The 22177-nt window shown below is 62.3% G+C and carries 21 protein-coding genes; 10 read left to right on the forward strand and 11 right to left on the reverse strand.

Going from position 1 to position 22177, the window contains the following annotated elements:
- The 3 genes from BZF57_RS18680 to BZF57_RS18690 all read right to left on the reverse strand — a co-directional run.
- Nucleotides 1-359, reverse strand: a 359-nt coding sequence (locus BZF57_RS18680) for a type IV conjugative transfer system protein TraE (RefSeq protein ID WP_240506044.1), incomplete at its 3' end; no start/stop codon positions are given.
- A 1-nt stretch (nt 360) separates the two neighbouring features.
- The gene (gene traL / locus BZF57_RS18685) at nt 361-645 is read right to left on the reverse strand and encodes a type IV conjugative transfer system protein TraL (protein ID WP_066270727.1); all 285 of its coding nucleotides are present in this window, start codon (nt 643-645) and stop codon (nt 361-363) included.
- A gap of 34 nt (nt 646-679) precedes the next feature.
- Nucleotides 680-955, reverse strand: a complete 276-nt coding sequence (locus BZF57_RS18690) for a hypothetical protein (RefSeq protein ID WP_086740808.1) — start codon at nt 953-955, stop codon at nt 680-682.
- A gap of 532 nt (nt 956-1487) precedes the next feature.
- Between BZF57_RS18690 and BZF57_RS18695 the strand changes: the two genes are divergently transcribed.
- Both BZF57_RS18695 and BZF57_RS18705 read left to right on the forward strand, forming a co-directional pair.
- Nucleotides 1488-1925, forward strand: coding sequence for a hypothetical protein (locus BZF57_RS18695; RefSeq protein WP_086740775.1), 438 nt, complete (start codon nt 1488-1490; stop codon nt 1923-1925).
- A 493-nt stretch (nt 1926-2418) separates the two neighbouring features.
- Nucleotides 2419-2721: a WGR domain-containing protein gene (locus BZF57_RS18705; protein ID WP_086740810.1), complete on the forward strand. Its 303-nt coding sequence runs from the start codon at nt 2419-2421 to the stop codon at nt 2719-2721.
- On the opposite strand, the gene BZF57_RS18710 is transcribed toward BZF57_RS18705, so the two are convergent.
- Nucleotides 2679-3599, reverse strand: coding sequence for a recombinase family protein (locus tag BZF57_RS18710; protein ID WP_086740779.1), 921 nt, complete (start codon nt 3597-3599; stop codon nt 2679-2681). The two genes, BZF57_RS18705 and BZF57_RS18710, sit on opposite strands and share 43 nt — an antisense overlap.
- 562 nt (nt 3600-4161) lie before the next feature.
- Here BZF57_RS18710 and BZF57_RS18715 point away from each other — a divergent pair.
- From BZF57_RS18715 to BZF57_RS18730, 5 genes are all read left to right on the forward strand, one after another.
- Complete coding sequence (locus tag BZF57_RS18715; RefSeq protein WP_143738576.1) at nt 4162-5250, forward strand: hypothetical protein; 1089 nt, start codon at nt 4162-4164, stop codon at nt 5248-5250.
- Nucleotides 5251-6130: 880 nt separating this feature from the next.
- A complete protein-coding gene (locus tag BZF57_RS18720) occupies nt 6131-6826 on the forward strand; it encodes a ParA family protein (protein WP_086740783.1) in 696 nt (231 codons plus the stop codon).
- Nucleotides 6819-7193: a hypothetical protein gene (locus BZF57_RS18725; RefSeq protein ID WP_086740785.1), complete on the forward strand. Its 375-nt coding sequence runs from the start codon at nt 6819-6821 to the stop codon at nt 7191-7193. The genes BZF57_RS18720 and BZF57_RS18725 overlap by 8 nt, the downstream gene beginning before the upstream one ends.
- Before the next feature lie 700 nt (nt 7194-7893).
- A complete protein-coding gene (locus BZF57_RS20970; protein ID WP_143738577.1) occupies nt 7894-8097 on the forward strand; it encodes a hypothetical protein in 204 nt (67 codons plus the stop codon).
- An 849-nt stretch (nt 8098-8946) separates the two neighbouring features.
- Nucleotides 8947-10080, forward strand: coding sequence for a replication initiation protein (locus tag BZF57_RS18730; RefSeq protein ID WP_086740787.1), 1134 nt, complete (start codon nt 8947-8949; stop codon nt 10078-10080).
- Here BZF57_RS18730 and BZF57_RS20975 read toward each other — a convergent pair.
- From BZF57_RS20975 to BZF57_RS18755, 5 genes are all read right to left on the reverse strand, one after another.
- Entirely contained in the window at nt 10009-10275 is a 267-nt protein-coding gene (locus BZF57_RS20975) for a hypothetical protein (protein ID WP_143738578.1), read from the reverse strand. The two genes, BZF57_RS18730 and BZF57_RS20975, sit on opposite strands and share 72 nt — an antisense overlap.
- Nucleotides 10266-10502: a hypothetical protein gene (locus BZF57_RS18735; RefSeq protein ID WP_143738579.1), complete on the reverse strand. Its 237-nt coding sequence runs from the start codon at nt 10500-10502 to the stop codon at nt 10266-10268. Before BZF57_RS18735 ends, BZF57_RS20975 begins: the two co-directional genes overlap by 10 nt.
- Nucleotides 10503-10591: 89 nt before the next feature.
- Entirely contained in the window at nt 10592-10867 is a 276-nt protein-coding gene (locus tag BZF57_RS18740; RefSeq protein ID WP_086740794.1) for a hypothetical protein, read from the reverse strand.
- A complete protein-coding gene (locus BZF57_RS18745) occupies nt 10860-11156 on the reverse strand; it encodes a hypothetical protein (protein ID WP_086740796.1) in 297 nt (98 codons plus the stop codon). Before BZF57_RS18745 ends, BZF57_RS18740 begins: the two co-directional genes overlap by 8 nt.
- 697 nt (nt 11157-11853) lie before the next feature.
- A complete protein-coding gene (locus BZF57_RS18755; RefSeq protein ID WP_240506050.1) occupies nt 11854-12735 on the reverse strand; it encodes a lytic transglycosylase domain-containing protein in 882 nt (293 codons plus the stop codon).
- 175 nt (nt 12736-12910) lie between these two features.
- Between BZF57_RS18755 and BZF57_RS18760 the strand changes: the two genes are divergently transcribed.
- The 3 genes from BZF57_RS18760 to BZF57_RS18770 all read left to right on the forward strand — a co-directional run bounded on the left by BZF57_RS18760 (nt 12911) and on the right by BZF57_RS18770 (nt 19677).
- Nucleotides 12911-13753 (forward strand): DUF7146 domain-containing protein, encoded by an 843-nt coding sequence (locus tag BZF57_RS18760; RefSeq protein ID WP_086740801.1) that lies wholly within the window; start codon nt 12911-12913, stop codon nt 13751-13753.
- Nucleotides 13754-13817: 64 nt separating this feature from the next.
- On the forward strand, nt 13818-18044 hold the full coding sequence (locus BZF57_RS18765) for a strawberry notch family protein (protein WP_086740803.1): 4227 nt from the start codon (nt 13818-13820) through the stop codon (nt 18042-18044).
- Nucleotides 18045-18135: 91 nt separating this feature from the next.
- Complete coding sequence (locus BZF57_RS18770) at nt 18136-19677, forward strand: ParB/RepB/Spo0J family partition protein (RefSeq protein ID WP_162291050.1); 1542 nt, start codon at nt 18136-18138, stop codon at nt 19675-19677.
- 82 nt (nt 19678-19759) lie between these two features.
- Here BZF57_RS18770 and istB read toward each other — a convergent pair whose 3' ends face one another.
- Both istB and istA read right to left on the reverse strand, forming a co-directional pair.
- Complete coding sequence (istB, locus tag BZF57_RS18775; protein WP_086738086.1) at nt 19760-20500, reverse strand: IS21-like element helper ATPase IstB; 741 nt, start codon at nt 20498-20500, stop codon at nt 19760-19762.
- An 11-nt stretch (nt 20501-20511) separates the two neighbouring features.
- Nucleotides 20512-22038 carry an IS21 family transposase gene (gene istA / locus BZF57_RS18780; RefSeq protein ID WP_162290999.1) on the reverse strand — a complete coding sequence of 509 codons (1527 nt, stop codon included), beginning with the start codon at nt 22036-22038 and terminating at the stop codon, nt 20512-20514.
- Nucleotides 22039-22177: the final 139 nt, after the last annotated feature.

Consider the following 22177-nt stretch of genomic DNA (forward strand, 5'->3'; position numbering starts at 1 on the left):
CTCGAATTGCCCTGCTCCTTGATGACCTTCATGAGGTCACGCTTGAGCGCCCCGTGGGCCTCGGGCGCGGCGATTTCGAGGATCGTCTCCATCCAGTAGTTGAGATTTTCCGGGCTGCGGTTGAGTGCGATGAGCGCGGTGTCGCGCGTCACCATCTCGAGATATTCCTTCGAGACGCCACTCGACGACACTGTCAGCGGGCTGCGCAGCACGGGTTGAAGAACGATTTCGCGATCGCGCGTGAACCCGAAGATCAACAGCAAGACCAGAAGCCCTGCCAACGTGAGCGCCGTGATGCCCAGCATATTGCGCTGCTTGAGCACCCGCTGCGATTGCGCCAGTCCGTAGGAATGATCCATGTCAGCCCACCATCATGCGAAGATGGGAGGGCGGCGTCGCCTTGAGTCCGGTGAAACTCGACGGCAGGTACCAGTAGGCCATGTGGAACACCCACGATGTGGCCCGACCGGCTTTGAGCTTGCGAAAGCCCCACCATCCAAGCACCGCCAGCACCAGTCCGATCACGACATGCTGCGTCAGAATGCCCCAGATGAACGGAACTGCCATCGCGAGGAACTCATCCAGCGTCCAGAACCCGATGAGTTCAGGATCGTCGAGATGCGAAGGAATGCTGTACCGGTCCATGACTTACCGCCCTCCCCTTTGGTTGAGCGACGCCTCAGATCGTCGCGGTGACGGTCGAGGTGACGATCGGAACGCCGGTGCCGGCACCCACGCCCACGGCGACCGGGACGGCGACCTGGGCAAGGCTGAAACGGCCCGAACCGAGGGCCACGAGGCCGCCGGCAAGGCTCATCACGGTGATGATCCGACCGCCCGAACCTTCGAGGAAGTCCGTGAAGGTGGTCAGCGCAGTATTGAAGGTGCCGTCGGCGCCGGCATAGGCCGCCCCGATCGTCATGAGGCTGACGATGGCGAAAACCGCCAGCGCCATGAGGATTGTGTTCAGCGACAGACCCTGCTTCATCGAGAGTGCATTCATTGCAGTTCCCCATCTAGACATCCCGTGGAATTACGAGACAGCATTAAGGAACTGGAAACCAACCTGTGCTTCAAGCGTTATCGCCAACACGCCACTCAGTTCGTCGCAGGTTGGCAAATAAATTCCTCGGCGGAGGAACTATTTTGACTGCCATAGGAACCGAATTCCATCCAGGGAGAATTTTCTTCCTCGCCGCGTGAATTTTTTTCATCGAGAGAGGAACTTTTTTCCTTCCGTGCGGAAAAAATTTCCCATTTCGATCCGGAACTTAATGAATGTTGCGCGCTTCAGGCCACTCAGCGCCGTTTTCGCACCAGTCAGCGCGGACCAGATGTCGTTTCAGCTTGACAATTCGGCCGGTGGCTAAGTTAAAAAGGCTCCGGAGGGTCGTAACGCCATGGATGTTTGCAGTCTTGAAGCGAAGCGGATTGAGCGCGCAGAACAATATAGGTTAGTAATCTGTGAGGCCTGGCGGCGGAACGGCATGACCAACAAGCAGGTCGCGGATGCGACCGGCAGAGGACCCAGCATCATCAGCAAGGTCAAGAACGGAAGGTGCAACATCTGCGCCGACCTCAGGCACAGGCTGATCGACCTTTTCGAAATGGATCGCGTGCGCCTCTTCATCGCGATCGAGATCGCCGGCAAGGGGGAGCTCTACTTCGATCCTTCCTTCAAGAGTGTCTGCCACGCCTCAGTGTGCTTCGTGCAGGAACTGCTCACGCTGATGAGCGATGAAACCTCGCCGGAGCACCGGGCGCTGTTTGCGGCATTTTCGGATCAGACCATCGGATTGGTAGCTGGGCGCGCAGGCAACGGCCTGACCGAGCGGATTACAACGATCATCCCCATGATCACGAATCTGATCGAGACCGCGAACCAATCCGGATCATCGACCCGCCCGGCTCCTGCCGCAGCTTGATGAAGCATCAAACAAGCCTAGCAATTGGCGGGCTTTCTACATGCCTGCCTTCCTCGCAGCGCGCTACAGCCTTGACTTGAAAGGCAAGTACCAGCAGCTCATCAAAGCATGAAAGCCCGCCAAGATAGCAATCACGCCGTCACGCAAAAGCTCTTCGTCACCGTGAACGCCCTGCTCAAAGCTGATAGTCGTCGGCAGCAGTCTCGCGCTTGATCATCATGGATACTCTAAGCCGCCTTCTCGACGGCAGGGCGGAGCTCACTCCCGACATGGCCACTCGCTTTGAGAAGGCCTTCGACATCTCGGCGGCGCCGACGATGTGGGCAGCCTACGAGCTTGCGCAAATCGAGGGCAGATCGGATGCTAGTAGCATCGAACGTGTGCCCAAGTCGCGATTGGGGCCTATGATTAATCGGTTCGCTGAATCACAACGTCGTCAGTGATTCAGAATTTCGCTTGGACGCGCCCTCTCCGTTTCTGCGATCTCGGTGCGATGAGAGACAGCGGCCAAATCGTCGGTGAGAGCTTTGTCTTGCTGCACGCTGTAGATTTGCAGCGCAACGTCGCCCGGGCATATCGCATCGAGATGAGCACGGACCTGTTCGGGGCAACCATCGTCGATTACGCTTGGGGGCGGATCGGCGCGGCAGGCCGTTGCCGACGCGTATCCTTCGAGGCTCGCTCTGAAGCGTTGCATTTCGTGCGGGGTCTGCTTCGGCGACGCTCCAGTGCACGTCAGCGCATCGGCGTCGGCTATTCGGTGGTGGCCGGGTCATGGGTGCTTTCGGCCTCCTGAACCAACCCAAGCGCCCTTGCCCGCTGAATTTCGCGGCGCACGCCTTCAGGCGACCATGTCATGCCGCCGCGCGGTGTCGGTTCGCGCAGATCTTTGCTCAGCCAGCTGGCGAGTTCGCGCAAAGTCGATTCCGGGCGAGACTTCAGGCGATCAGCGACCAACAGCGCGACCCGACTGTCCGGTGGGAGGCGTTTGGCGCGTTCAAGGATGTCCGGCCGAGCATAGCCAGCTTTAACAAGGGCCCTGCAGGCCTTCGCCAGCGTTGGCTCGGTGAAAGAGCGCGCCTTGGGCGCCATGCTGCGGATCTGTCGGAGCACGACTGACCAGGGCAACGCCGGACGCAGGCGCTCGACGATTGGGAGCCACTCCTTGCGCCCGTCGATCAACGCGGCAAGATAGCGGTCCTTCTGGGTTATGCTAAGTTCGATGCGCGCATCCTTGTCGCCGGAGATCATGCGAGGGTTCCCAGGCTTCGCGCCGCGCGCGACGGCAGCCTTTATTCCGATGCGCGTACGCTCGCGGATGAGACTGCGCTCGAACTCGGCGAACGCACCGAGCATCTGCATCATCAGCAGGCCTTGTGCACTGCTGGTGTCGATGGGGTCGTTTAGGGAGCGGAAGTCTGCGCCCTTGGTTTTTAGCGCCTGGACGATCTCGAGAAGATGCGCGAGCGAGCGTGCGAGCCGGTCAATGCGCACGACGAGGACGACATCGCCCTCCCTTGCCCGCTCGATAGCGCGAGCCAGCTGCGGGCGTTCACGGTTGCCGCCCGACGCCTTGTCCTCGAAGATGAGTTCGCAGCCGGCGGCGCGAAGCGCGTCTTGCTGAGCGGCTGTATCCTGCTCGTCAGTGGAGACGCGGGCGTAGCCGATCAGCATTCCTTGGTGCTCGTGGTTAGCGGAAGATCAAATCCATCGAGCCTGCCAGCCTCGAAGTCGAGTGTATCGAGCGGCCAAGGCACATTCGCGATTGAACTGTCTTTGCGGGGAGGGGGGGGCGTCATGGCAATCCTTCGCTGAGGTGAGAGTGCCCTTCCCGACATCTCGCGGCAAGACAGAATTTCACAAATTACCACCATCCAGCAATCGTCCGGTTGGCCCCGCGCGATAAAGCCCTTGTGGGGCGGCGCCCCCTCGGGGGGAACGGGCATTCTGGCGCGCCAGGCTTCGTCTGGCCGTGGGCCAGGCGACCGGGTCGGAAAAGGCTGTCGCAGACGTAGGAGCCGATGTATAGTATTGGCAGCGGTGCTTATCATTTGCGGGATAGGCCCCTGTTTCTGAGGGTATTTGACACTTGCAGCCGCCTTCTGAAATCCTCGATCGCTCATCAGGCGGATTTGCTCCAGCGGCGGCGCTTTCCATGGGCGTCATCTTGGGCTCCTGGAAGGCATGCCACCCGGGAGTGCGTGACCTCTTTGCGCTGGGCCTTGTGCGGAAGTGCGTGAGCAATTCTCTGCAGGCAGAAGGCTACAGCTTCACGGTCGAGCAGTTCAGTTACTGGCTCGCCGGCGCCGCGGTCCTCGATCCCGGGCGCCCTCCCCTCGCCCGTCCAGCCCGCCTGGTCTGCGAGTTGGTTTTGAACGCGCTCGCGCGGTCACGCTGCGAGGAGGTGGCACGAGCATCTGAGCGGTTCCGCCTCATGTCGATGCCGATCGCTGAACACGGCGAGCATGGTGATATCGGGCAATGCCGTGAGGCTCTGGATGCTGCCCGTGAGATTGCCCTGCGAAGCCGGTTTGCAGGCGGGCAGGGGCCGTCAGGCGTAGGGGAACGGGTTGCTGCGGCGGCGAAGCTGGCGCGCGCCGCTCGGGCGCTGGCGACGCGCCTTGCAGAGGATCGCCCATTCGAGCTTGGCGGACGCCGGTCGCTGGTGCGCGAAGAGCCAGAGCGTGCTGCCTACTGGGCGCTCGATCTTGAGATCGAGGGGTTCTTCGCTGACGCGCTTCCCGGGATGCCTCCCCTCCCCTGCCCTGGCCTCTTCGATCGCGCCTGGCTGCGGACCGACATCGATGTGGATGCTCATAGCGACATGGCTATGGCGTCGCGCCGGCTCGGCTCGTCGTTGGGCGAGCTGGCTGCGTTGATGGATCGAGCGGTCGAGAGTCAGCGCGCTTGCGACCAGGCGGCGGCCGCTGTGAGCTCGAAATCGCGGCTCCCGCAACTCGTTGGTGTCCTGAGCATTATGGAGCGCCTTCGCTCAGCTCAGATCGAGGCCGTTCTGAGCGCCACGCGGATTGGCGTGCGCAGCATCGTCGAGAGTGGCTTCGATCTGAAGGTGTTTCGCCACCGGAAGGGCCGGGGGTTGAATATGATCGAGATGGACACGTCGCGCCGCGAGCCCCCTCCCCTCCCCTCGCGGCGCGACGTGACGCAAGCGATTGAGACGGGATCGGTGGCGATTGCCGAGGTCGACGATGCGCTGGCGTTCGCTGACGAGGTCCTAGACCGCATCGGCAATCCGAAGCTCGGAAAGCGTGAGGAAACGCGCTTTGAAGACGACTGGGACGACGACACGCCCGCGTGGGTCTGAAAAGCGTCGCTGTTTCAAAAAGTTGTGGCTCGATCCGCGAGAATTGCGAAACTGACCCTTCCGAGGGGTTTGGGAAGGCGAGGAGCATCGATGCAATTCTGGGGCTTCTGAGCGCCTCCTACATGGGTTTCACGATCTGTTCCGGGTCTGCTCGTGCGAATTGCTCGTTAAAATGGCCGTGATGCAGCCCTTAGCTGGTCGCTGGAGGGGGTGTGGTGGCGCTTTCGCTTCTGGCGTAGCGGCAGGGGGTCGGCCCCCCTCCCCTTCCCTCCGATGATCGCTAGTGGCGGTTGCCTGCCCCCACGCTTCTCTAGCGACAGGTGAGCGGTTCACCGGACGTGTCGGAGACAAGTTGGCTTTTCCGGGGTCCACTCTACGCGCCAAGGTGCCGCGAGGGTCACTTGACCGTAGAATGCCCCGCCATCTTCAAAGCTAGCCCGCCAGCCACTGGATATCAAGGTGGCTATCCTGCGCGATAGCTTGGGAGATATCAGCCATAATATCCCCAGCTGTAGAGATCCGGCTCAGCCGCCGCAGGCGGTGAAAAGCTGCTGAAGATCAATCCTGAAGGCCAGGATATCTTATGGGCTATCCAGTGGATAGCCGATGGATAGCTACTGGGCAATCGCCGTGGCGATCTCGTCAGATTGCGCATCAGCTAGCGATATCGCTTGCGCATTCCCTATCGCTATGGAAAGACACAGCGCGTTCGCAATCGCGTGCGAATGCGAACGCGAAATCGATATGGATTGCGCGATAGCTATAGAATGCGCTAGACATATCGAATGCGATATAGCGTTCGATTGCGACAGAGATGTCGATATCGAAAGAGCTGGCGAATTAGCTAGCGCGTCCAGCGCGCTTCGGTCATGGAGATTTTATGGCAGTCATCGCAGTAGCCAATCCCAAGGGCGGATCGGGCAAGACGACCCTCGTCATGGTTCTCGCGCAGGTCCTTGCCGAACACGGCGGTACTGTCGCCGTCATCGACGCCGATCCCAACGGCATCATAGCTCGCTGGGCAGTTCAGCGTGAGAGTGAGGGCAGGGCGGTTCCATTCACCATCGTTGCAGGCCCGAAGGAGGCTGAGATGGTCAGCCTGGTTTCGAGGCTTAGTGCCGAGAACCAGTTCGTGCTGATCGATCTCGAAGGGACGGCTTCGCGGATTATGAGCCGCGCTTTCGCGCGCTCGAACCTCGTTGTTATCCCCTTTAACCCGTCACCGATCGACGCACGTCTTGCAGCCGACGCGGTGCAGCTCGTAGACGAGGAAAGCGAAGCGCTGGACCGCGAGATCCATTATCGCCTGGTGTGTTCGCGCGCTCCGGCGGCCGTCGTATCGCGCAGCGCCAAGCGAATTTTCAAGGCGATCGAGGAGGCATCCTTGCCGATGCTGCCGGCGAGCCTGGTCGAACGAGCCGCTTACCGCGATATTTTCGAGCAGGCTCTCACGCTCGCCGAGCTCGACCCTGCCAGTACGTCCGGCGTCGACCAAGCAAGGCTTAATGCCGAGCAGCTTGCTGCCGCGGTCGTCGAGGCCCTGCGGGAAGTGGCGAAGGAGAAGGTCGATGCCTAACGACTCATTCGGGTTTGGCGCGAAGAAGAAGGGCACGCTTGACCTGACAGGCATTCCAAAGGGGCCGCCTGAAGTCTCGCCGGAACGCGAGGCGGCGGCAATTCAGCGTGGCGAGGAGCTTGGCTACGTTCGCCGCGAGGCGCCGGTCTCTGTAGGGGAGGCGGTTAGTGCCTTGCAGATCCCTGCGCCAGCCCCTTCGCAGCGCGTGACGAGGCAGCGGGTCAAGCGAAACGAGAACGTGCGGACGGTCTTCATTCGCGGACCGGAACAGGTGATCGACGAGTTTATCGCTTACGTGAACGAGAAGGGTTACGGCTCCTATTGGGAAGCTCTTCGGCACCTGATGGATCTCGACAAGGCCAAGTGAGCGGCTCGACGGCTGACTGAAAAGGGAAGGGGGCCTATGTGCCCCCTTCTTTGAATCCATCCTCAAACAAACCCCCAAACGAAGTGCGGGAGTTTCCAGTGATTCAGGATTCTAGGATTCAGGGGGCTGCGACTCGCGCAACTCCGCCAAAAAACGAGGGTCTATGTTACTAGCTGGGTGCGTTAGTGTGCCCAGGCGGGTGACATAGTGTGCCCCTTTGGGGGCTTTCATGTGACCGATAGGGAAGGCCGTGAGGCTCGAACCGGCGTCTATGTTACCGATGGGGTGGCGCTCGCCTTTCTGCGAATGGAGCCCTCGTTAAGTGTGTCGCAGTTGAGGCGGGAGAATCTCGTAGCAGCGCGTCACGAACGGGGTAGGGCAACGCTTCCGCAATCAGGGCTGCCATGTCGATTTTCGGCGTATGATCCGCTGGTTGGACGTCATTGTGCCTAACGGGGTGGCTGCCGCACTCGGAGTTTGAAGCGGATCGAGTGGCGTTCACCGGGTCCATCACGCCGCTCAGATGCCCAACGCCGTGGGACGTCTATGTGACCAGCGGGGTGGACGAGGCGCTATCGCGATTGGGCGGGTACCCCGCTGGTCACATAGACGGGGCGACCCAGTTGTTCCGTTGGGGACCCACCCCGCTGGTAACATGAAGGCCTTGCGACGCCCGTTTGGGCAAGGCGCGGGGGTTGAGATGGGTCTCGGCGGCACCCTGAGATGCGGACTTGGCCGTGCAGAGAGCATCTTTGCCATCGTCTATGTGCCCGATTGGGTGGCCAAGAAATCGTCGCTGGCGCCTATCATTGCGATTTATGTGACCAGGGGGGTGGGGCTGTCTGAAAGCGCCCTCGAACACTGTTTATGTGACCAACGGGGTGGCAGTGCCAATCGCCGTTGAGGTATCGATCCCGTCTATGTGACCAATCGGGTGCCCTCAGCCTTATCGAGTCTGAGGTCTATGTGCCCGGGGGGGGTGATCAGCCCGCCCAAAGGGCGCTGCTTCCCTCGTTTATGTGCCGAAAGGGGAGGGCGCCGAGCAGTTGGAAGCCAGAAACAGCTGTCTATGTGACCAGCGGGGGAGGGTGATCGCCTCTTTCGAGACGTGGATCCCGCTTCTGTTACCTTTCGGGTGGGCGCATCACCGAACGGCGGGATCGGCGGATTTGTGTGCCCATTGGGGTGGTCGGCCTGGCTCTTTCGAGATTGCGTCGGCGTGCCGAGACGGGCGGGCGCTCACCTGGCGTCTTTCCGCTCGCCTTTATGTGCCCAATCGGGTGCTCGATAAGCTGTGGGATCGCGGGGCGAAGGCGTCTTCGTGGCCAACAGGGAGGGACTGGGCGGCAAGAGAGCCCTGACATGCCGTTTACGTGCCCGAGAGGGTGGAGGCGGTAAGCTCGAAGGAGCTGATGCGTCGCTTCGATACCTTTAGTGCCACGTTTATGTGACCAGAGGGGTGGGATGCCAGCGTGTCAGAGCCCATGTCTATGTGACGTATCGGGTGGTCTGATGCCGGCCGATGCGTTTCGCTCAGGTTTATGTGCCCAGTTGGGTGGCCGAGCGACAGTCGGACCGTCTTGTGCTGCTGTCTATGTGACCGGCGGGGAGGCCGTGCCCGCCATCAGGGCTCTTGAGGAGCTGTTCATGTGACCAACGGGGTGAGCGACAGTTGTCGTTGTCCTCGTTTCTGTGCCTAATGGGGTGGCTGAGAGCCTTGCACTATGTGACTAGGTCACGATAACCCGGGCACATGACGGAAGAGCAAACCGATTCGAACCAGATCGTCGAGCTCGGTCGGACTGCTCGAGCGGCCCACCGCGCTGAGCGCGAGGGTGGTCGACACATCATCAAGCCCGGCGAATTGGCCGATGCCCGATATGCGAAGGGGTCTGCGCCTTCGCTTGCCGCGAGGAAGGTTCTCGCCCTAATGATCGGAAAAGCCGGCGGCGACGCTGGCCAGGTTGGGCGGATCCACAAAATCACAAAAAAGGAGCTTCGCGGCTCCCACTCTGGCAACGAGAGGATATCGGCGACCCTCGAGGAGCTGATGCAGCTCAAGTTCGTGATGAGGACGATATCCGAGCGGGGGCGAGAGGCGACCCTTACGAGCTCCGTCATCGCATGGAACATCGAGGAGAAGTCCGAAGATGGAATGAGCATCGTCGAGTGGGAGTTCTCGGAGCCGGCGCTGCAGATGTTCCAAGGCTCGGATTACTACGCTCGGATCAACAAGGCTGCGTTGTTGGCGTTCCGATCGAAGTATGCCTTGGCGATCTACGAGATCGGTTGCCTGCTTGTCGCGCGGCGCGATCCCACGTGGACAGGCACGATCGAGGATCTTCGCGAAAAGCTGGGCGTCCCCCATGGAACGCTGCCGAACTTTGCGCAGTTCAGGCGCAAAGTGCTGCTCAAAGCACAGGCTGAGGTCAATCAGCTGGCGCACTTCGAGTTTACGTGGAAGGAGATTGTCGGCACAGGCCGCGGTCGCCCCGTTGTGAAGGTGCAGCTTTGCTTTCGCGCCAAGGATGCTTCGTCCGTCGAAGATGCGGCTGATGAGCTTGATCGGCCCAAGGTTGGCCGGGAAGCACGCCGCGCAGGCACGGTCGAGCAGGTCGTCGAGATCGGATCGTCAGCGGCGTCGAACGTCGTGTCGCTTCCGGCGTTGAGCGAAGAGAAGTTCCCGACAGGGTCGCTGCATTACGGTGCCTCAAGCAGGATTTCGGCGATTGCTGTGGACTATGGTGGTGGCTGGGACCGCGATGTGATCGCGGAAGCTTACCGCAAGTTCATGGGGGACAAGTTGGAAACCTTGTCAGGCAACAAGCTCTTCAATTCCTTCGAAGGCTTCTGCAAGTCCTTCGTGCGGAACAACGGCAGGCCATAAGCTCGAAAGAAAGAGCGCCTCATCAGCAGAGGTTGGCGAAGAGGCGGGTGTCGCCATCTCATTTGAGACGCGCTGGCCGACGTTGAAGCCGGTCTCGGTCGGACGATCACTATTAGTCTCGTCCTCTGCGAAATTCATGCAGCCCTGAAGGAGCAGGATCAGAACGAGCCACATGGTTCGCGCGGCTACGTACATGGGTCGGTCTCCTTGGAGCTCTGAAGCCAGTCGGCGAGGTCGATCCTCATCTCGTCGACGACAGCCTGGATGGCGGACGGCTTGGTGGCAGGATCGCCGATCATCCGCCGGAGCCGCTCGAGGGCGGCGGTGATGCGGATTGCGCAGGGTTCGACCGCGCTGCCGGGAAGGGGAGTGCCTACGACCGCTTTGCGACTGCCGAGAAGATTGACTGCGTGGATGAGCACGGCGCTGTGCTGGTCGCGCTCGTTAGGCGTAGCGCATTTCAGGCTCGACCAAGCGCCTACAGCGGCTTCGATCTGGTTGCTGAGGGTACTCAAGGGCGGTGCTTCCGAATGTAAGGAATGCCATCGGGGCGCAAGACCAGGAGGTGTTGCACCCTCCAGATGGGGACCTCGTAGAAAATCGGGTTCTCTGCGTCGATAACAACGAAGAGCCCGTCGGCAAACCAGCGAAGGTGCATGGTTTGCGGCCACGAACCTTCAGCGATCTCGTAGTGAAGGCGAGTCTGGAGCTTCACTTCCTTGATCGCATCCGGATCGCCGTCGGCGACAATCGAGCGGCCGTAGTCGGCGCGGGGCGGATCAAGCATCTGCACGGGCCAACTCCGGCATGGGCGATTTCGGGAAATGCTCGAGCTCGACCTGTTGCCGGTAGGAGTAGAGGGGGGAGGGCAGCTTGATCGGAGCGCAGCGCTCGAGCGCAGCTATTGCCGCGCTTTCGATCACGTCGGGCTCGCTCACCTCAGTCTGATGGTCGTCATGGACGACGTAGACCGTGGGTATCGTGGCGAGTTTGGCGGCCGGGGAGAAGGTCGCGACGAGGATGCGCCGATCGGCTGTGACGATGACGATGAGATCGCGAATGCCTATCGCCGTCACATGGGCGACAAGCTTCAGACCTTGTCAGGCCAGGCCTTGTACCGCTCGTTCGAAGGTTTCTGCCGGTCCTTTGCGCGGAACCCCGGGCGCCCTTAGCCAATCCAGCTGTTTATATCTCTCGGCCTTCCGCAGTCAGAGCGACGACGATCGTCGCGCTGCCATTGTGAGGCTCGCTGATCGCCGCTGCATTTTGCTCTGGCATCTCGATCGGGGCGGCCCAATCGACGTGGAACCTCGATACTGGTGGAGCGCAGGCGAGGCTGGGGTTTTGTCGCTTGAAGGTGCTCAGGTGGAGCACGTATGATGTGGAAGTTGTTCTCACATAATTCATATCAGTTGAGAGTCGCCGTTCAGGCTGAGAAATCGGCTGACGACTTGATAGCTTTTCGGGTCACAACGTGAGAACCTTCGTAAGCTCACCCCTTCATATAACTGGTGCCGCAGGAGACGACGAGATGCCGCAAGCCACGTACCAAGCTTGGATCGCACTATATGTAGGTGTGGGGATCATGGTCGCCCTCTGCGCAGCCCTGGCGATCGTGAAGACCGCCTACGATTACACAAGCGGCGCCATGACCATCGACATGTCTACCTGGAAAGGACGAGCAGTGGCTGGACCGAAGCTCTGGTGGCGGTGGCAGATGAACTACCTCTCAGGCGCACCCGTCATACTCGCTATCGCTCTGATGTTTGCTCATCACCTCGGGTTCGCCACGCTGGGGGAAGTGTAATTGGCTAGGACAACGGTTCTCTGCGGAACTAGCGGAGCACGAGGAGCAATGGTTGATCCGCGCAAGGAACCTCGCTGCTCTGTTGCCACCCAGACCGCAGTGATGTTCCGAACGTAATCGATAGTCTCACGAATGCGAGGGATCCGTCGATTGGATCGAACCCGGCCGGGACCGGCATTGTAAGCGGCCAGAGCAAGATCATATCGCCCAAATTCGTCGAGTTGTTCCCGAAGATACCGTGCACCGCCTCGCAAGTTCTCGGTGATGTCCCAATGGTTGGTAACGCCGAGATAATCGGCGGTTCTAGGCATCAGCTGCGAAAGACCGATCGCCCCCTTGGGGGAAATCGCATTCTGCTGGTAGCGGCTTTCCTGTGCGATCAGCGCATCGAACAACCCAACCGGGATCTGATGCTCACATGCTATCGCGGCGATGAGAGGAAAGAGCTGCGCCCGACGCAGTTCGGTCGAAGCCGGGAGGTCACCGCGAGGACGATAGTCCACCGGCCCACAATTGGGCGAAACAGCCGGTCGAGACGGACTCGCGATCATCAGAGATGACGAACGGACCCCGGTCCGCATCCATAGCGGAACATCGATCAGAGATGGCGGTGGCGGGGTAAAGTTCGCCGGGGAAGCACCGATCAAGCCGAAGTCGGCAGCGAGCACCGAAGACAGATCGGCCGGATCTTCAATGACCGCTGGCTCGATCTCCGGACGAGGGCTGCCAACATGAATGACCACGTCGTCCCGCAGGCCACCGAAGTGCAGCAGCTCGGCCTGCTGGGCCAGCACCGGACCATGGGCGGCAAATAAGGCAGCCCCCAACAGCGTGTATTTCGTAAGCACAGCCGCACTTCCTCCCGCGGTGCATCATCGCCTCCTAAAACAAGCCGTCAATTGGGAAAAAAATTCCGTCTGCCTCGACGAGCGTGCGAAGCGTACAATCTCGACCGCAGGTGACAGCAGGGCCCCCAGGAAAGAGTTGAGAAGGGCGGGAAGGGGGAACTGGAAAGGACACGCCATGCCACTTACTGCCAAACCCCCTTCACAGCGCCTCGTCGATATCGTGGGCGCACTTGGCGGCACCTGGTCAGGCTACAACGCCATGTGCCGATGCCCTGCCCATGCAGACGCAACTCCGAGCCTTTCGCTGAGGCAGGGCAACCACGACATCCTCGTCCATTGCTTTGCCGGATGCGATCCTGCTGACGTGTTGCGGGAGCTCGGGACCATAGTCCCCGGCAAGCGATACCCTTTCCCGGACGGCCCGGCACGGGCATTCGACTCCACCGCGATCGCACGCAATCTCTGGTCGCAGGGCCAGGAAATCAGGAACACTTGGGGCGAAGCCTACTGCCATCATCGCGGCATTGCCGAACACCATGAGGACCTGCGCTATCATCCCCGATGCCCGCGGGGCAGGAAACCGGATACCGTGTTCGAGCCCGCACTGCTGGTCGGGGTTCGTCAGGGGCGCGACATTACGGCGGTCCAACGCATCTATCTGAAGCGGGGAGGGCAGGGCTACCGCTCCAAGATGATGATCGGGAACCCGCAAGCCGGCAGCTGGCAGGGGCAGCGGCCCGGCAAGATCCTAGCGCTTGCCGAGGGTTTCGAGAGCGCCGCCCGCTTTGCCGAGCTGCACGACATTCCAGCCTGGTCCTCGCTTGGGGCCGAGAGGCTCGATCTGATCCGACTGCCCGGATGGATCGAGGAACTGATCATCGCCGAAGACAACGATCACGAAGGGAGGCGCGCGAGCCTGAAGGCTGCCGAGGCCCACGCCCGCGATGGCCTGGCGATCCATCGGATGGCGCCGCCCGCCGCTTTCGCGGACTGGGGAGCGGTTCCCGGACCCAATTAAAGGGGAGGGGGAGGGGAGAGTTTGGCTTGCCCGTGATGAGGTGAGCCGAACCCAGGAGACTCCCATGACGGATCTGTTCGAAGCGGCGGCGCAGCGCCGGACGCCGGCCCAGCTTGCGGCGCGCGCTCTTTCCCTTCTCATCGACAACGACACCCCGATCACGCGCGAGATAATGAACAAGGCCATGGCCGGTGCCTACGGCGGAGGAGATGCAACCGGCCGCTGGACGCAGCGCGAGAGCTTCGAGGTGCTCGAGCATGCGCTTGCGCTGAGCCTCACGTCTCGCAGGGGCATCGTATTCAGCCCCGACGATCTCGACAGGGCAATGGCCCTCGCAAACAGGCTGCCCACCCAAACCGTCCGCAGCGAAGACCAGATCGACTGGCAGCAATTCTCCACGCCCGTCGACCTTGCTGCCGTCGCCGTCATGCTGGCCAATGCTCAGCCCGACGATGTCGTCCTCGAGCCGAGTGCAGGAAACGGCCTGCTGATCGCGCAGCTTCCGGAGGTAGCCGCGCTGCAGCTCAACGAACTCCATGAGGCCCGCCGCGCGCGCCTCGCGGACATCTTCCCCGGCGTCACCATCACTGGACATGACGGGGCCGTGATCGCCAGCACGCTTAGCGCCAAGACCAGGCCCTCGCTGATCCTCATGAACCCGCCGTTCTCGCGCTCGCTCGGGCGCGGGGCGGATAATCTTGCTGCAGTCCGCCACCTTGGCGCCGCCATCACCCATCTGCGTCCCGGCGGCCGCATCGTCGCGATCATGCCGGACTGGTTCTCCCGCTCGGCCAAGATGCGCAAGGTATTCGACAGCACCCTTCAGCCCGTAACGGTACGCAGCTCGATCCGCCTCGAACAGGCCTACATCAAGCACGGCACCGGTATCGCGGTCAGGCTCTATGTGCTCGACAAGGTACCCGGTACCCGAACCCACACGACCATCCAAAGGGCGAACGTGGCTGGCCTGATAGACACCCTCGAGATCGTGCGGCGCGTCGGCCTTGTCGAAGAGCAGCCCAAGCCTGTAGCGCCTGTCAAGGCCATCTCGCTGTTCGGGGCGACCCGAAACGCAAAGCCAGCGGCCCCTCGCATCTTCCGCACACCGGTCCGCAACAACGTCCTCCCCGTAGCGTACAGCACGCTCGAAACGCCCGCGCCGCTGTTGGAGCAGGCCGGGGTCTATCTGCCCTATCGGCCAAGCAGAGTCGTCTTCGAGACTGCCGGTGAGCACCCCACCGCCCTCGTCGAATCCGTGGCAATGGGCTCGATCCCCGCGCCGATCCCTCAACACATCCCACAACTGCCGGAACGCACTGTGTCCGAGCGCCTGCTGTCAGCATCACAGCTCGAAACCGTGGTCTACGCAGGCCACGCCTGGGGGCAGTGGCTTCCTGGCACATTCAAGCCCGATCCCGAAGGCGTCGGGCTCTTGATCGACGAGGAGGGCGCATCCTACCGCAAGGGCTTCTTCCTTGGCGACGGCACCGGAGCAGGGAAGGGGAGGCAGGTCGCAGCCACGATCCTCGACAACTGGCTTCAGGGCCGCCGCCGGGCAATCTGGATCTCGAAGAACGAACCGCTCCTCGATGATGCCCGCCGTGACTGGGCGGCGCTGGGCGGACTCGCAGCCGACGTCCAGTCGCTCTCGCGATGGAAGATCCACGAGCCGCTCACCCTCGAGGAAGGTGTGCTGTTCGTGAGCTATCCGACGCTGCGCTCGGCACGTGGCGATCACAGCCGCCTCGAGCAGCTCATCCGCTGGGCGGGCGAGGACTTCGACGGTGTCATCGCCTTCGATGAGGCTCACGAGATGGGCGGGGTCGCAGGCGGGGAGGGCGCTATGGGGACCAAGAAGGGCTCTCAGCAGGGCATCGCCGGTGTTCTTCTCCAGAACCGCCTTCCCAAGGCCAGGGTGCTCTACGCTTCGGCCACAGGAGCATCCGAGGTCAACAACCTTGCCTATGCCGTGAGGCTCGGCCTCTGGGGTCCCGAGACTGCCTTCGCCTCACGCGAGGCCTTCATCAGCGAAATCCGCGCCGGCGGCATTGCCGCCATGGAGCTGGTCGCACGCGACCTGAAGGCGACGGGCCTCTACATGGCTCGTGCGCTCAGCTTCGCCGGCGTCGAATACGACATCCTGCGCCACGAGCTGACGCCCGAACAGATTGCCGTTTATGACACCTATGCCGATGCCTGGGCGATCATTCATCGCAACCTTGAAGCAGCGCTCGAACTGACCGGTATCGTCGACGACCTAGAGGGCAAGACGCTCAACTCCGGGGCAAAGGCCGCAGCGCGGTCCCGGTTCGAATCCTGCAAGCAGCGGTTCTTCGGCCAGGTGCTCCTGTCGATGAAGCTGCCGACCATCATCAGCGCGGTCGAGCAACACCTGAGCGAAGGCAAATCGGTGGTGCTGCAGCTGGTGACGACGGCTGAATCGATCCTCAACCGCAGGCTGGGCGAGCTCTCGGCCGAGGAACGCGCCGAGCTTGATATCGAGCTGTCCCCGCTCGAATACTGCCTTGACTATCTCACTCGCGCATTTCCGACCCGCCAGATGGAGGTCTATACCGACGACACCGGCGAGCAGCATTCGCGCCCCATGAGTGACGAGCATGGCAATCCGGTGACAAACCCGCAGGCCGAGGCTGCCCGGGCGGAACTCATCGAACACATCTGCGCTCTTCCGCCCATCAAAGCCGCGCTCGATGCTCTTCTTGAGCGGTTCGGCCATGACAACGTCGCCGAGGTGACCGGCCGATCGAAGCGGATCATACCGGCTGCTGGCGGCCAGCAGAAGCTCGAAACACGCACCGTGCGCTCGGCCCAAGCCGATGCAGCAGCCTTCATGGACGGGACCAAGCGCATCCTCATCTTCTCCGATGCGGGCGGCACGGGACGTTCCTACCACGCGAGCCTTGATGTCCCCAACCAGCAGCAGCGCGTCCACCTGCTGCTGGAGCCGGGCTGGAGGGCCGATCGCGCCATTCAGGGGCTCGGGCGTACCCATCGCACGCATCAGGCCTCAGCGCCCCTGTTTCGGCCTGTCACGACCGACTGCAAGGGCGAGCTGAGGTTCACCTCGACCATCGCGCGCCGCCTCGACAGCCTTGGGGCGCTCACCCGCGGTCAGCGGCAGACCGGAGGACAGAACCTGTTCGACCCGGCCGACAACCTCGAAAGCGAGTACGCCAAGGCCGCGCTCGTCACATGGTTCCATCTGCTGGTCGCGGGCAAACTCACCAGCACCACTCTGGCCGACTTTGAGGAGCGCACCGGCCTCTCTCTGCTCGACGCAGACGGGGTCATCAAGGAGGACCTGCCGCCGATCCAGCGTTGGCTCAACCGGCTTCTGGCGCTTCCGATCGGGCACCAGAACGTCATCTTCGATGAGTTCCTCGCGCTTGTCGAAACCAGGGTCGCCGCGGCCCGCGACGCCGGCACCCTCGATATCGGTGTCGAAACGATGCAGGTCGAAACCGCTACTATCCTTGAGGACACGCTGCTGCGCACCGATCCGGTAAGTGGTGCGACCTCGCACCTTCTTGCGATCGAGGTCGCACGGCGACGCAATCCTGTGACGCTCGAGCGGGTGCTCAAGCTGGCTTCCGCCGACAGCACCGCTGTCTTTCTGCGCAACGGCCGTTCCGGCAAGGTTGCGCTCAAGACCAAGGCCCGCTCAGGCATGACCGAAGAGGGCACGCCGGTCCCACGTGTCGAGCTGCTCCGCCCGACGCGGCGCGAGTTTCTGCGCGAGCATGACCTGTTCGAAACAGCATGGGAGCCCTGCGGGCCGTCGGCATTTGCAACGGCCTGGTCGGCCGAGGCCGAGGAAGCGGCTCAAACCGTCGATACGGAAATCATCCGGATCGCAACCGGCCTCCTGTTGCCGATCTGGTCGGCGCTTCCTTCCGATCATCTGGCGGTCAACCGGATCGTCGATGCCGAAGGCAAATCCTGGCTCGGGCGCATGGTGTTTCCCGAGCATGTCGGGAAACTGCTGAAGGATCTCGGCGTCGAGGCACCGGCCCCACTCAGCCCGTCAGAGACCCTCCGCGCGGTCCAGGCCGGGGGATCCATCGCGCTGGTGCGCCCTGTCCCCTGCGAGCTCAAGCGCTCGAGAGTGAACGGATCGTGGCGGATTGAAATCACCGGCGCACCCGCCAGCCAGCTTGTCTGGTTCAAGTCACTCGGGTGCTTCACCGAGGTCATTCAGTACAGGACGCGGCTGTTTGTGCCGACCGAGAAGGCTGAAGCCATCATCACCGCTCTCATCGGTGCCCCATAGGACACAGAGACCCCTGAAGAGGAAAGGGGAGGGGGAGTGGATGGGGTGGATCCGGGGAGGTTTTCGCCGGGCCACATCCAGGAGAATGACGATGGAACAGATGATTGCCCTTTCGAAACTGCGTCACTCGGACAGCAACGTCCGCAAGTCCGGCCGCACCGACATCCCGCAGCTTGCCGGAGATATCGAGGCACGCGGACTGCTGCAGAACCTGTGTGTCACGGCGCTGAAGAAGCCCCGCGGGCACTACGCCGTTTTCGCCGGCGGCCGCCGTCTCGAGGCGCTGCAGCTGCTCGCTGCAGAGGGTCGTATCGACAAGGACATGGAAGTGTCCTGCAAGGTGCTCGAAGGCGATGATGCAACGCTGTCGGAAGCCTCGCTTGCCGAGAACTTCCAGCGCGTCAACATGACCCCGACCGATGAATGCCGCGCCTTCCAGCACTTCATCGGCGAAGGCTGCGACCTCGATGCCGTCGCCAAGCGCTTCGGTGTCACCCGCCGTTTCGTCGAAGGGCGTCTCCGGCTCGCGGGCCTTGCCGATCCTGTTTTCGAGGCACTCGCCGAAGGTCGCATCACTCTCGACATGGCCAAGGCCTATGCCACCACCGGCGATCAGGCCAAGCAGACCCGGGTGTTCGAGCAGTACGGCAACTACAGCTACACCACGCCGGATCAGGTGCGCCGTGCGATCGCCGGTGACGCGCTGAAGGCAACCGACCCGATTGCTCAGCTCGTCGGAGAGGATGCCTATGTTGCCGCAGGGGGCACGATCGAGCGCGAACTCTTCAGCGAGAACGGTGACCGCTGGTCCGATCCCGAGATCGCGCAGGGGCTGGCGGCAGCTATCATGGAAGCCGAGGCCAAGCGCCTTGGCGAAGAGCAGGGTCTTGCTTGGGTCCGGCCGGTGGCTTCGGCGCACATCTACAACGCGACCGACGGGCTCTACCGCGTCAATCTTCCCAAGCAGCCGATGTCCGAGGCCGAGGAAGCCCGGGCGGATGCCATCCAGACCCGGATGGAAGAGATCGGCGACGAGCTCGACAGCGGCGAGCTCGACGACGAGGCCGGCAGCGCGCTCGAGGCCGAATACGACAAGCTCGAAGACGAGTGGAACGAACTTCAGCGTCGGCCGACGATCCTGCCCGACGACCTCAAAGGCCAGATCGGCACGTTCCTGACCCTCGCCTCGGACGGCAAGATGGTGCTGGAGACGACGTACTTCAGCGAAACCCCGATGCGCGATCCGGGCGACGACCGCGGGACTTCGGGCAGCACCGGGGCAACGGGCAAGGCACCGCCGCCCGAGAAGATCGCGCCGGGTGGCAAGCCGCTGAGCGCTCGGCTTTCCGATGAACTCGCGATGCAGCGCAGGGACATCCTTGCGGCCGCCCTGCTCGCCGATCCGGCACTCGCGCTCGACTATGCGCTGTTCGCCATGATCGATGGGAACCGCGGGTACGAGCGCTACGGGACCACGATGAAGGCGGCGCGCCCGAATGACCCGGTCATCGGGAAGGATTGCGAACCGACCCCGGCCCGCATTGCCATCGAACAGGCACGCGATGCGCTCGATACGGCCTGGACCGAGGCCGGCTGCGGATTCCGACGATCGCGCGCATGTATTCCGATCTGATGCCGCGCAGCGTTCCGCTTTGATCGCGCGCAGGTGAAGCACCTGATCGTTGGTATGTTGTGGCACTATGCTTTGCCGCGGGTCAAGCGGCTTGAGCGGCGATGCTTCGCCGCATGGATTCCCCGGATAGCTCGAGCCTGTGGGCGTTGTGGACAAGCCGATCGAGGATGGCATCGGCGTAGGTCGGATCGCCGATGAGATCGAACCAGCGCGCGATGGGTAGCTGGCTTGTTACGAGCGTTGAACGGCGCCCATAGCGATCCTCGAGGATCTCCAGCAGATGATGGCGGGCATTGCCATCGAGCGGCTCAAGCCCCCAGTCATCGAGGATGAGCAGGTCCACGCGGGCCAGGCTCTTCATGCGCGCAGCAATGCGGCCATCGCCCTTGGCAAGCGACAGCTCGTCGATCAACCGCGGCAGGCGGGTGTAGAGAACCGAGCGATTGTCACGGCAGGCCTGATGCCCGACGGCGCAGGCCAGCCAGCTCTTGCCGACCCCTGCTGGTCCGATAATCGCACAGTTCTCATGGGCAGCGATCCAGCTGCCCTTCAGCAGCATTTCGAACAACCGCCGATCGAGCCCGCGGGCGCTGCGATAATCAACGTCCTCAGGCACGGCTTGGTGCCGCAGCTTTGCCTGACGCAGGCGCAGGGCGAGGCGCTTGTCATTGCGCCATGTCGCTTCATGATCGAGCAGCAGCGCCAGCCATTCCGCGTGGTTCAGGCTGGCGGCATCGCCATTGCCATCCAGATCCGCAAAGGCTTGGGCCATGCCGATAAGGCCAAGCTGGTTCAACTGATCAAGTGTGGGGTGTTTGAGCATCCTTGCTCCTTTCAGTGGTAGTATTGAGAGCCCCGGATATTGTCGTGCAGGATCGGCTCGCGCTCCGGGGCTTTGGACACGGGCACCTTGTCGAGCCCCTTTTCGAGGATCGATTTTACAGACGGATAATTGCGCGCGCCGATCTCCAGCGCGCGAAGCGCAGCCGCTTCAAGGCGCTCAGCGCCGAACCGCTTGGACAAGCCGATGATCCCCAGGCACGAACGGTAGCCTTGCTCGGGATGCGGCCGGTCCTCGATGATGCGCGCCATCAACAGCGACAGCATCGGGCCGATCCGGCCCGCCTCCTCCTGGATCTTTGCCGGTGTCCAGTCGAGATAGCGCCGGTGGCTCGATGGCATGTGCTCGGGCACGGTCGTGTGCCGACCATTGCCACTGCCGCGCATGTGCACCGCGATCCGCTCGCCGCCGAGGAAGATCTCGACGCTGCGGGCCGTGTAACGCACCTCAACCTCGCGCCGCGCGTAGCGGTGCGGCACCGAGTAATGATGCTGCTCGAGCGCGATATGGTAATCGAGCCCAACCCGGCAGCGCTTCCATTGCGCATGAACCCATGGCTCCGGTGGCAGCGGCTTCAGGTTCGGCGCATCGACCTCCTCGAACAGCTGGCGGCGCGTGCGGCCGAACTGGCGAAGCACACGGCGCTCATTCAGATCAGCAAGGCACTCGGCAATGGCAGCGTTGAGCTCGGCCAGGCTGTAGAAGATGCGATTGCGCAGACGGCCCAGCACCCAGCGCTCGACGATCCTGACACAGGCCTCAACCTTCGCCTTGTCCTTGGGCCTCCTCGGCCGTGCCGGCAGCACTGCCGTCCCGTAATGCCGAGCCATGTCCGTGTAGCTGCGGTTGAGCATCGGATCGAAGTGGCAAGCCTTGATCACCGCGACCTTGGCATTGTCGGGCACCAGCAGCTGCGGCGCTCCGCCGAAGAATGCGAAGGCAGCATTGTGAGCCTCGGCCCAGTCAGCAAACTGCTCGGTCCAGGTCGCACACGCAAACGACAGGCTCGAGCCGCCCAGCACCGCGACGAACAGATGCGCATCGCGGATCTCGCCGGTTCTGCGGTCTACCACCACCGGCACCGTGTCGCCCGCATAATCAACGAACAGCTTCTCACCGCCGGCATGGCTCTGGCGCATCACCAGCGGCAGCCGGCCTTCCCAGCGCCGGAACAGGTCGCACCACCGGCTGTAGCGATAGCCGTCGGGGTTCGCCGCGTGGTATTCCTCCCACAGGATCTGCAGCGTCACGTGCTTGCGCTTCAACTCGCGCGCCACCACCGCCCAGTCGGGCTCAGGCAACTTGCGGCGCCCGGGCTTCACCCCTGGCACGCCGTAGAGCCGGGACTCCAGGTCGCTGTCCGTCATTTCAGGCTGCACTGGCCAAGTCAGACCCGACCGATCGAACCGCCGAAGCGTATCCCGGACCGTCGTCGGTCCGACCCCGACCCGCTCGCCAACCACCCGCGTCGAAAGCCCGCAGTCCAGACTCAGACGCAAAATCTCGCGCACATGGCGCATCGTAACTCTCCTCGTCGGCATGCATTCCTCCAACCGTTATCCGGTCGAAAGAATGCCCCAACGATCAGGTGAGCCTCACCTCAAACTGCGCGCGATCATATCGGAATGCTGCGCGCGCAATTCTCGGAACACCGCGCGC

The organism is Erythrobacter colymbi, from assembly GCF_002155685.1.
GTDB classification, from domain to species: domain Bacteria; phylum Pseudomonadota; class Alphaproteobacteria; order Sphingomonadales; family Sphingomonadaceae; genus Erythrobacter; species Erythrobacter colymbi.